At 53.9% G+C, this 11,107-nt stretch carries 10 protein-coding genes; 8 read left to right on the forward strand and 2 right to left on the reverse strand.

Translation table 11 applies throughout. The annotated features are described in order from the left end of the window. The first annotated feature begins 16 nt into the window (after window positions 1–16). The 5 genes from ACYVRB_RS02350 (at window position 17) to ACYVRB_RS02370 (ending at window position 5,318) form a co-directional block, all read left to right on the forward strand. Window positions 17–958, forward strand: coding sequence for a dihydroorotate oxidase (locus ACYVRB_RS02350; RefSeq protein WP_461213302.1), 942 nt, complete (start codon window positions 17–19; stop codon window positions 956–958). A gap of 63 nt (window positions 959–1,021) precedes the next feature. Beyond that, window positions 1,022–1,477 (forward strand): tRNA (adenosine(37)-N6)-threonylcarbamoyltransferase complex ATPase subunit type 1 TsaE, encoded by a 456-nt coding sequence (tsaE, locus tag ACYVRB_RS02355; RefSeq protein WP_461213303.1) that lies wholly within the window; start codon window positions 1,022–1,024, stop codon window positions 1,475–1,477. A 19-nt stretch (window positions 1,478–1,496) separates the two neighbouring features. Next, window positions 1,497–2,375, forward strand: a complete 879-nt coding sequence (pepI, locus tag ACYVRB_RS02360; protein WP_461213305.1) for a proline iminopeptidase — start codon at window positions 1,497–1,499, stop codon at window positions 2,373–2,375. A gap of 156 nt (window positions 2,376–2,531) precedes the next feature. Then, window positions 2,532–3,692: an MFS transporter gene (locus ACYVRB_RS02365; protein WP_461213306.1), complete on the forward strand. Its 1,161-nt coding sequence runs from the start codon at window positions 2,532–2,534 to the stop codon at window positions 3,690–3,692. Between the two features lie 963 nt (window positions 3,693–4,655). Next, a complete protein-coding gene (locus ACYVRB_RS02370; RefSeq protein ID WP_461213308.1) occupies window positions 4,656–5,318 on the forward strand; it encodes a matrixin family metalloprotease in 663 nt (220 codons plus the stop codon). A 638-nt stretch (window positions 5,319–5,956) separates the two neighbouring features. On the opposite strand, the gene ACYVRB_RS02375 is transcribed toward ACYVRB_RS02370, so the two are convergent. Together ACYVRB_RS02375 and ACYVRB_RS02380 are read right to left on the reverse strand one after the other, a co-directional pair. Further along, window positions 5,957–6,490: a 3'-5' exonuclease gene (locus ACYVRB_RS02375; protein WP_461213309.1), complete on the reverse strand. Its 534-nt coding sequence runs from the start codon at window positions 6,488–6,490 to the stop codon at window positions 5,957–5,959. 1 nt (window position 6,491) lies between these two features. After that, entirely contained in the window at window positions 6,492–7,259 is a 768-nt protein-coding gene (locus tag ACYVRB_RS02380; protein ID WP_461213310.1) for an exodeoxyribonuclease III, read from the reverse strand. A 99-nt stretch (window positions 7,260–7,358) separates the two neighbouring features. Between ACYVRB_RS02380 and murB the strand changes: the two genes are divergently transcribed. The 3 genes from murB to ACYVRB_RS02395 all read left to right on the forward strand — a co-directional run bounded on the left by murB (window position 7,359) and on the right by ACYVRB_RS02395 (window position 11,107). Next, entirely contained in the window at window positions 7,359–8,246 is an 888-nt protein-coding gene (gene murB, locus ACYVRB_RS02385) for a UDP-N-acetylmuramate dehydrogenase (RefSeq protein WP_461213312.1), read from the forward strand. A 1-nt stretch (window position 8,247) separates the two neighbouring features. Further along, entirely contained in the window at window positions 8,248–10,335 is a 2,088-nt protein-coding gene (locus ACYVRB_RS02390; RefSeq protein ID WP_461213314.1) for a cation:proton antiporter, read from the forward strand. A gap of 232 nt (window positions 10,336–10,567) precedes the next feature. Further along, window positions 10,568–11,107, forward strand: a complete 540-nt coding sequence (locus ACYVRB_RS02395; protein WP_461213316.1) for a helix-turn-helix domain-containing protein — start codon at window positions 10,568–10,570, stop codon at window positions 11,105–11,107.

Below are 11,107 nucleotides of genomic sequence, written 5' to 3' on the forward strand. Positions count from 1 at the left end.
AAGGAGATCAAATCACATGTTGACACTTGCCACCACCATTGCCGGACGCCGCTTTGACTCGTGTTTGATGAATGCCGCCGGGATCCGTTGCCAATCACAACGCGACTTAGACGCGCTGGTGCAGTCTGATGCCGGCGCTTACGTCACCAAAAGCGCCACGCCGCAAGCCCGTTCTGGCAACCCAGAACCGCGGATGACGACGATGCCCCACGGCAGCTTCAACTCGATGGGGCTGCCCAACAACGGGCTGGCTTATTATCTGAAGTACGTGCTGGCAGACGAGCAAAAGCGGCCGGGAACGACCAACTTTTTGTCGGTGGCCGGCACCAGCCTGGAAGACAATCTGGCGATGTTGCACCAGATCAATGATTCCGACTATCATGGCTTCGTGGAGTTGAACCTGTCTTGCCCCAATGTGCCCGGTCATCCGCAGACGGCTTATGATTTCGACCAGACGCAACGCACGCTGGAAGCCGTGTTTGCATTTTACAAGAAGCCGCTGGGCGTGAAGCTGCCGCCGTATTTTGACTTGGCGCATTTTGATCAGATCGCTTCGGTGTTGAACCAGTTCCCGCTGAGTTTCGTGACCACCATCAACAGCGTCGGCAATGGCTTGATCGTCAACTTTGAAACCGAAACTGTCGCCATCAAGCCAAAAGGCGGCTTTGGCGGCATCGGTGGTGCCAGCGTGAAGCCGACCGCCTTGGCCAACGTACGGGCGCTGTCACAGCGTTTGAAGCCGGAAATCGCCGTGATCGGCGTCGGCGGGATCATGAGCGGGCGCGACGCGTTTGAACACATCTTGTGTGGCGCATCGATGCTCCAGATCGGGACCCAGTTTGGTTATGAAGGCACGGCAATTTTTGCAAGGATCGCCAAAGAACTCAACGACATCATGATGCTGAAAGGCTATTCGACGATCGAAGATTTCCGTGGCAAGCTCAAGACGCTGGACTAGGTGGCATTTTGGCCAACCAGATGCGATAATGTAAGCAGAATCTGAGGAGTGAGGTGCGGCACAATGGAATTTACAAACGAGGCGGCTTTGCAGGCGTGGGCCAAAGAAATCGTGGCGCCACAGCTTGTTGCCGGGGATGTGTTGTTGCTAGATGGCGATCTTGGTGCCGGTAAGACCAGCTTTACCAAAGGCTTGGCGGCCGGGTTAGGCATTTCACGGCCGGTGAAGTCCCCAACATTTACGATTATTCGCGAGTATCAAGAAGGACGTTTGCCGCTGTATCACATGGATATCTATCGCTTAGAAGACGGCGGCGTCGAAGATCTCGGGCTGGAAGAATATTTTGAAGGCGACGGCGTGTCTGTTGTCGAATGGCCGCAGTTTCTCGGGGTCGTGCTGCCGGAAGCTTACCTGATGATTCAAATCGAAAAAGACGACCAAGACGATTCGCTTCGCCATGTGCATCTCAAAGCGCGCGGGACGCGTTTTGAAGACTTGGCCAAGCACTTGGACGCCTGACAAAAGGACGCGACTAGTATTGAAGATCCAAGAAGGCTACATGCCGTTTCACGAATTTAAGACTTATTACCGTATCGTCGGTGAACCCAGCGCCAAGGCACCGCTGTTGCTGATTCACGGCGGACCCGGGTCAAGCCATAATTATTTTGAGCTGATCGATGATTTTGCCCAAACCAGCGGGCGGCAGCTGATCATGTATGATCAAGTCGGCTGTGGCAAATCGAGCTTGCCAGAAGATGCCAAGTGGTATGTCAAAGAAACCTGGGCAGAAGAGCTGATCGCGTTGCGGCAATACTTGCATCTCGATGAGGTTCACATGCTCGGTCAGTCTTGGGGCGGGATGTTGGAGATGTATTATCTCACGCAGTTCGCCCATCAAGGCGTCAAAAGCGTGATGATCGATGGCTCACCGGCTTCGATCAAGCTGTGGACGCAAGAACAACATCGGCTGATCTCATATCTGGATCCCGTCGATCGCGACGCCATCGCCGAAGCTGAACGTACCGGTGATTTCACCGGCGTGAAGTATTTGGCCGCCAACGATCGCTACATGGAACGTTATTGCTGGAACGACCCGACGCCGGCGTCACCAGAGCCGTTGCGCCGTGCGACCAACGGTAAGCGGGCGAGCTTGATTGCTGAAGGGCCCAACGAATTCACGGAAAACGGCACGATCTCTGATTTTGAAGTGACTGACGATCTACACCGCATCGATGTGCCAACGCTGGTCACCAGCGGCACCGACGATCTCTGCACGCCGCTGATCGCCAAGTCGGTGGTCGACCACATTCCAGGCGCGCGGTGGCATCTTTTTGCCAACAGCCGGCACCTGGCGTTGCTCGATCAGCACGATGAATTCATTCGCGTGCTCGAGGATTGGTTGACGCAAAACGATTGATCGTGTACTAGTCTGGTACTTACAACAGGATGTAAATCAAAATAGCCTGGTCAAAACAACCCCTGTGGTTGTTTCGGACAGGCTTTTATTTTTGCGACGCGGCCAGGCTTTCGTGATAGAATAGATTTTGTCTATTTTCAGAAAGAAGGCCTGGTTGTGCCCACCACCAAGAAACTCTTCACCAAAGATACTGTGCTAATCCTCTTAGGCAGTTTCTGTTACATGTCCAACTCCATGCTCGTGAACCCGCTGATCGTCGGTTTTACGACCAGCTTGGGTGAGTCGGCGATGATCGCCGGCTTTATCGCCGCGGTGATGAATCTCACCAGTTTGCTGTTTCGGCCGTTTGCCGGGCAGCTCACCGATCGCGTCTCTAAGTTTCGCTTGGCGCTAATTGGCGGCTGCCTCTTGCTGATTGCCGGCATCGGTTACGCAACTGCCGTGTCAGGGTGGATGATTGCAATCGTCCGGATCATCAACGGCCTGGGCTTTGCCTTGTGCTCTGTGTGCATGGCGACTTGGTTGTCAGGCTTGTTGCCGCGTGATCGTATCGGCGCCGGCATGGGTTATTATGGCATGATGAACGCGCTGGGCATGGCAATCGCCCCAGCACTGGGCATCTGGGTGTACCAGACCTTCAATTATCGGCTGGCGTTCTTATGTGCGGCAATGTTGTCTTTGGCGTTGATCATCATGATCCAATTTATCGCTGATCGTGGTGAGCCCAGGCAACAGACCCAGGCCAAGTCTGGGAAAATGCGGATCGTTCAGCCCAAGGTCGTGCCAGTCGCGATCATCATCATGTTGCTGTCGATCCCGTATTTTGCCACTCAGTCGTATCTGGTGGAATACGTCGCCAGCAGGCACTTGCACGTGATGGTGGGGAGCTTCTTTTTGATCTATGCCGCGATCTTGTTGGCATTACGGTTGGGGTTGAAGGATTACTTTGACCGCCTACCGTTTCGCTACTTTCTGCTTGCCGGCGTGATCGCCAACGGCATCGGGATGCTGGGGATGTGGCATCTTGTGAATAACTGGATGATGCTCATAGCCGCGTTCGGGCTTGCCGGCGGTTACGGGGTCATGTATTCGGTTTGTCAGGCGACCAGCCTGCTGATCGCGCCGCTCAACGAACAAGGACTGGCGAACTCGACGTTTTATATCGGGATGGATGCCGGCATGGTGCTCGGGCCGATCATCGGTGGGGTGCTGTTTGGCAGTTTGCCACATATCTGGTTCTATCCGGCGCTACTGGTGACGTTGCCGCTAGTCGGCATCGTTTATCTGTTTTTTCACAAGCAACTGGCACAACAGTAGCCAAAAGGCGTTAGGCTGTGGTATCATAGATTCGTCTCATGAGGGAGGCACAGACAGCTTGCAGTCTGGCCGAGACACCAATTCCGTGGATGCGTCCGATTTTGCGTGTGAAACGGAAGGAGACAGGCATTTGCAATTGCTGCGGTGCCTGTTTTTTTGCGCTCAAATTGGCGTATGAATAAAGAAGACACACTAAAGTCGCGCTACGACTTTGCAACGCGACTCAAGTTTATGGGCAACTCAAATAAGCTGCTTGACGTTCATTTTTGCGCTTAGGTGAGTTTTGGAGGAAACGCACACTTAAAAAAGCATCTTGGTCTGGTCAGTTTTGACAGGTGTCCTATCAAAATCGGCCGTGTCTGTCTGTAACTGGCGTGTACGATCCTCCTTTCTAGGTGAGCTACGAGACGCACCGGCATCGTGTATAAGTCATCTCGGTCACGCACCGGCGTTGCCGGCACGAGCCCAAGTTGTCTTATACCTATCGTTAAATACGGGGGGGCTTCGCTCTGTGTACCTGCCACAAGCCATGACGCCGCGGATATTAATCGGCCGACCTCTTAGTCCTACGTTTGCGTTGCAACGCGGTTCGGATTGCGACTCACAGACAGGTTTCACTTGTCACCAAGTGGTTGGGCATCCGTTCACACCGAAATTGCCTGCGGTTACGCTAGCCTTCAAGTATAGCGGTATCATCTGGTGTTGGAGAGCCAGCCTCCTAGGATCGGAAGACTGTGAACGGTCGCACTGGTGCGCTGGGGAAACAAGAAATATCCAGAGGACAGGCCAACAGCTGCCCCTTCCCAACTCTTGAAGCCATTGCCTCACGGATTATAATCGATTGCAAAGAATTAGTTCTTGGAGATTTTGACGGCGTTGGTGTTTGGAAATTCCTAAAGTCCACAGGCAATTGATGGTGTTTTAACCGTTCTTTTGATACGTTAGACAAAAGGAGTGGACGCTTTGAAATTCTTTCGTAGGTTATTTTGGATAGGCATCATTTTGCTTGGTTTGTATGCCTGGCGTTATGCCGTCCTTCCGCAGTTGCCCACAATCACGGTCAACGCGCCGTCGGTCAGTGAATCCACTGCCAGGCGCTCGACGAGTAGTGCTAGTACGAGTTCACACGATGGTGAAGCGACGCCAACGGAATCAATCGTGCAAGGTAAGAAACTGGCCAACACTTATTATTATCATTTTGCTGGAAATGTCCCAAGTGCCCAACAAGCATTGTTCACCAAGGCGGTGGCAGTGTATAACCGTACCGGCATCGTCAAGTTGGTCGCTGGTGCTGGCAGTGATATGGCAAATACAATCACGTTTGGCGTCTACCGTAAGGCGATGCCAAACAACACCACGAGTTTTGAGCTTGGCAAAGGCGGCCCGCGGATCATCGAGCGATGGGGAAGTAGCGGTACTAGCACGAGCAATCATGCCAGTGCTGAGTTGAACCTCAGCTACGCTTCACAGCTATCAGAAGCAGTTGCGATCCATGAGATCGGTCACGCATTGGGCTTAGACCATTCCAGTTCAACAACTTCCATCATGTATCCCGTCGATCAAGGCGTCACGACGCTATCTGCAGCGGATATCGCAGGTTTAGCAGCCATTTATCCGAACCATTAAAACAATCGTTGTCCGGCAGCGTAAGTCTTCTTGGGGATGTGTTGGGGAAAGTGGTATAGGTCGGGTTTGGTGTGTTCCGGCCCTAGAGATGGCTGGAACGGTGCGAGGCGCTCGGAAGCTAACTCAGGCAAAGCCTGAGTTAGCTTCCTCGACGCCTTTGTTGTAAGCGGCAAGCCGCTAACAACAATGCCGCGCCTGAGCCATCTCGGGCCTCCACACACCAAACCCTGACGTTAGCGTCCGTCATCCCCAGAAGTGGCAATTTCTAAGAGAGTAGAAATGGATTAGTGGTGACCAACGAGTTGACCCGTTTGTCCATGACACCGAACTATCCTGATACGCATAATCCAGGGTGTGGGCGAAAGTGACGGAAGCAGGTCAATCTGACGTGGTGAGATGGCTGTTGGCGACTTGTCGCTTACAGCAAGGCGCAGGTGGAGATCCACTTCGTCGCAGACGAAGTTAGCTCCGCCGAGCACCCTCTCCACGACAGATTGAAGCCTGCTGGAGTCACTTTCACCCGCACCCAACCGCGATTGGTCTACAGCCAACTACACACTTACGCTGCCGGACGGTGAACGTGCAAAGCAAAACGCGAGACAACCGTGATGATGGTTGCCTCGCGTTTTTGTTAGTATTTAGGCGGATTTAAGCCAAGGATTCAGGCGCTCGACGCCAAAACGTTGCGCTTGGCCGAGGAGGATACGCGCGCAGGCGTAGCTGTCTGCCAACGCGTTGTGGTGGTGCTCCAGCGGGATCGCCATCGCAGAGCTGACTGTGTCGAGGCGGTAGTTTTGCAAACCAGGCAACAAGGCGCGAGAGGTTCTCACCGTATCGATGACCTGATAATGCGCCTCTGGAAGCTGGTAGCGCTCAAGGCTTTTGCGTAGCACCGAGACGTCGAACGGCGAGTTGTGTGCGGTGACGATGCGATCAGCTGTAAAAAAGTGTTTGATGTGCGGCCAAATCTCAGGAAACGTCGGGGCGTCTGCCACCATGTCAGGGGTGATATGGTGGACCTGGATGTTGCGCGAGGAAAAAGGCATCTCGGGATTGATCAGCGAGTAGAAGCTATCGACGATCAGGTCGTGTTCAACCACCACTAAAGCAATCGAGCATGCCGAGGCGCGCTGTGCGGCTGCAGTTTCGTAATCCATTGCGACAAAATCCATATTAATCTCCTAATAAATCGCTGGTGACAAGCTCGACGGGGCAATGGTCAGAGCCCATGATTTCGTTGTGGATCTTGGCGTCTTGCATGTAGGGCACGAAGCTGTCAGAACCGATGAAATAATCGATCCGCCAGCCGGCGTTGCGAGAACGCGCACCGAAGCGGTAGCTCCACCATGAGTAAATATCTGTTTGGTCGGGATAAAAATGACGGAAGGAGTCCACAAAACCAGCATCGAGTTGTTTGGTGAAATCGTTGCGTTCTTCATCGGTGAAGCCGGCGTTGTGATGGTTGCTGGTGGGGTTCTTCAAGTCGATCGGCTTGTGCGCCACGTTCAAGTCGCCACAGTAAACTAGCGGTTTTTTAGCGGCGAGTTCACTGGTGTAGGCCAAGAAGGCTTTATCCCAGGTTTGGCGATAGTCGAGCCGCTTCAGCTCACCGCCAGAGTTGGGTGTGTAAACAGTGATGAAGTAGAAATTCGGGTATTCCAACGTGATCACCCGGCCTTCGGTGTCGAGTTCGGGCACCCCGATGCCATAAGTTACGGCCAGCGGCTCGTGTTTGGTCAAGATTGCGGTGCCGGAGTATCCTTTGCGTTCAGCGTAGTTAAAATATTGGTGATAGCCGGGTAATTCGAGAGTTGCCTGACCGGCTTGCATCTTGGTTTCTTGCAGGCAGAACCAGTCAGCATCCAGCGTGTTAAAAGTGTCATAGAAATCTTTTTTCAAAACGGCACGTAAGCCGTTAACGTTCCAAGAAATCAGTTTCATCCTGTACTCACTCCAATCGCCTTTATTCTACTAGAGATTCAAGCCGGCGACAATTATGTTAGAATAAAGTCACTTCAATATCAGAGAGGATTTGATGATTTGCAAGCTGTTGCACTGGATGGCATCCGGCGATTAAATAACGAACCACTGAGCCATTATACGTTCACGAAAACCGGCGGCCCGGCTGACGAATTGGCGTTTCCAGAAAATGTCGGCGAGGTTCAACTTCTGCTCGCCTACGCCCGCGCCAAGAAGTTGCCGGTAACGATCATTGGTAATGCCTCTAATCTCATCGTCAAAGACGGTGGCATCCGCGGTTTGGTCATCATTTTGACGGCCATGAAGACGATCACAGCCGAAGGCACGCGCGTAACGGCGGAAGCTGGTGCGCGGCTGATCGATACCACCGAAGCGGCGTATGCCGCCGGCTTGAGCGGCCTGGAATTTGCCGCGGGCATCCCCGGGTCTGTCGGCGGGGCGGTATTCATGAACGCCGGCGCTTATGGCGGTGAGGTCTGCGACTGCTTGCAATCAGCGACAGTGGTGACTCCTGCTGGTGAGCTTAAGACGTATACCAACGACCAGCTTGATTTCAGTTACCGCCATTCGCTGGTGCAGACCAACGGGGATGTCGTAGTGGCGGCAACGTTTGCCTTGCAGCCAGGCGACAAGGCAGCCATCCGTGCGCAGATGGATGACCTCAACCAGCGTCGCGCAGCCAAGCAGCCGCTCGAATATCCGTCGTGCGGGTCGGTCTTCAAGCGGCCGACAGGTTATTTTGTCGGCCCCTTGATCCAAAAAGCCGGCTTGCAAGGCCGTCAGATCGGCGGCGCCCAAATTTCTGAAAAACATGCCGGCTTCATCGTCAACCGCGGTGGCGCCACGGCGACCGACTACCTGGCGGTGATCCACCTGGTGCAAAAAGTCGTCGCTGAAAAATTTGGCGTGCACTTACAACCCGAGGTCCGCATTATAGGGGAGGACTAGCATGCACCTACTAGAAGCCATCTTATTGTTGTTGACGCTTGTGATCGCCAGCAATGTCATCAGCCATTATATCGTCGCCGTTCCGGTTTCTTTGATCCAGGCGGCGTTGGGGCTGGTGGTGGCTTTGGTGTTCAAAGTCCAGATCGATCTGGCGACCGATTGGTTCATGTTGTTGTTTATCGCGCCGTTGTTGTTCAACGACGGTCGCCATTTTCCCAAGAAAGAATTGTGGGCGCTGCGCGGGCCAATCGTCGGCAACGCGATCTTTCTGGTGTTTGCCACGACGCTGGTCGGCGGCTTCTTTATTCACTGGTTGATCCCGACGCTGCCGTTGCCGGCGGCGTTGGCGCTAGCCGCGATCTTGAGTCCGACCGATCCGATCGCGGTGCAAAGCATCGCCCAGCGTGTGCATCTGCCGCGGGGGATTTTACACTTGGTTTCCGGGGAATCCTTGATCAACGACGCCAGCGGCTTGATCGGTTTCAAGTATGGAATTGCCGCGACAGTGACCGGCAGTTTTGTCGTGAGCCAGGCGGTCGGGGACTTTTTCTTTGTCGCCATCGTCGGCGCATTGGCCGGCGCGGTGTTGATGTTTGCCATCAACTTGTTGCGGATGTGGCTGTTGCAACAAGGCATCAACGATGTGATCTTGCACACGATCATGCAGCTGGTCACACCGCTGTTGATCTATTTGATCGTCGACGATTGGCTCCACGCTTCTGGCGTCATTGCAGTAGTGGTAGCGGGGTTGTTGAACAATGCGCGTGGCAACCACTACATTCAGGCCTTGCCGGAGTTACGGATCGTTTCGGAACGCACCTGGGATATCGTGGTGTATGTCCTTAACGGGATCATTTTTCTGATCTTAGGGATCGAGTTACCAGTCGCGATGCACGCCACCATCGTGTCGCGAGAAGTGAACACCTTCCAGGCGTTACTCGATGTCGTGTTAGTTTATCTGGTCGTGTTGGCGCTACGTGTCGCGTGGGTGTGGGGGTATCAGACTCTCGGCCACCTGCCGCAGGTCAGCTTCAAAACCGCCTTGCTGTCGGGTTTATCCGGCGTGCGCGGGGCGATCACGGTCGTCGGGGTCTTGGCGGTGCCGCTGACGCTGGCTGACGGGTCGGCGTTTCCAGAGCGGCACTTGATGTTGTTTATCGCCGCGGGGTTTGTGGTGTTGAGCCTGATCGTCGCGGTGGTTTGCTTGCCGCTGTTTACCAAGTCGCGCACACCGCTGACGTTGCGGGGGTCAACGGTGTCTGCAGACACCGACCAAGAAGATGTGCCGCAAGACACCCCTCGGCAGCTGACGCCAGCCCAGGCGCAGCGGTTCTTGTACCAGATGGCGGTGCGGCGGTTAGAATCTGAGCGTCGTGAAGCAAATCAGAAGCCGGCACTGGATCTAATCAGCGAGTATCAAGGCCTGATCCGTAGGCTGGACTTGGCCGCTGATGAATCTGAAGAAGACATTCCGCCGCTGGTGCAAGACGAGTTGACCCTGCGGCGGATCGGGTTGATGGGCGAGCTAGACAAACTCGAAGAGCTGAAGCCGCAGCTGGCCCAGCCGCTTTATGCGAAATTCGCCAAGCGCCTGCACCAGCGCGTCGCTGATATCGACACGATGCTCGCTCATCACGGCAAACCCACGTTGCGGATCTACCTGGCGCGCTTGCGGTTGTCGCTGATCCATAACGGTATGCGTCTCAGCACGCACCGCAGCGCGTCGAAGGCTGAACACGCCAAGTTGACCCTAGAAAAAGAATTGGCCAAAGGCGGCCTTAAACACCTGTCGGCTTACTTAAAACAACCAGAACAACGCCAGCACCATTACAACCGGCAGGCAATTTATGCACTGATCATCCAATATCGCAACCGCATCGCCAGTGTCAAGGCCTTGGCGGGACATAAGTCGACGCAGTACGAAACTGAACTCCAGCGCCTGCGTGCCGTCGCGTTAGCTGCCGAGCGGGCCGCGATCCATGACCTGCACGAACAAGGTTACGTCGATGCAGGCCTTGCCGCGCACCTCAGCCAAGGCGTCAACAACACCGAAAACGCCGCGGCCTTAACGTCAGAAGAACCGGTTTAACCCAAAACAGCGCTGTGCCACGATTCCTGAAATCGCGGTGCAGCGCTATTTTTGTACTTTCTTGGCATTGGGTCAGACACAGGCTTTGAGGCAGATGGCTTGCACCTGAGTTTGTCATCATTTTGCCATATATTTTTTGCCGATTTATGCTTGCAATTGTCATGACAGCCGTTATAATAGGTCCTTGGTATTAAACTTTTAGTTTAGTTTTAGCAAACTGAGGAGGTGGCGTATGGATATCGGCAGGAAAATTCGGGATCTGCGGATTCAGAAGAATCTGACACAAGAGGAATTAGGCGAACGGACGGATTTGACCAAAGGGTATATCTCTCAGATCGAGCATAACCAAAGTTCACCATCGATGGAGACGTTTTTCGACTTGGTGCATGTTCTCGGCCAGACGCCAGCACAGTTCTTTAGTGAAACGCCCAACCAACAGCTCGTGTATACCCAAGCGGACCAAGTCGAGTACAGCGACGACGAGCGTGGGTATCACTTGCGGTGGTTGGTGCCTGAATCCAATGAAAACGAAATGGAGCCGGTGCGCATCGAATTTGCCGCGCAAGGAGAGTTCAAGGAATTCGATCCCAGCCCCGCCGAGACGTTTGTCTACGTGGTGCGCGGACGCGTCGCGTTGGTGTTGGGAGAGACGACCTATACGGCGAAAAAAGGGGAAACAATTTATTTTCATGCGACCCAGCCACACAAGCTGATCAACGCTTCCAGTCGGGTCACAGAGATCTTGTTGGTCGCGACGGCATCGTATCTGTAG

The organism is Lacticaseibacillus boliensis (genome assembly GCF_054784775.1).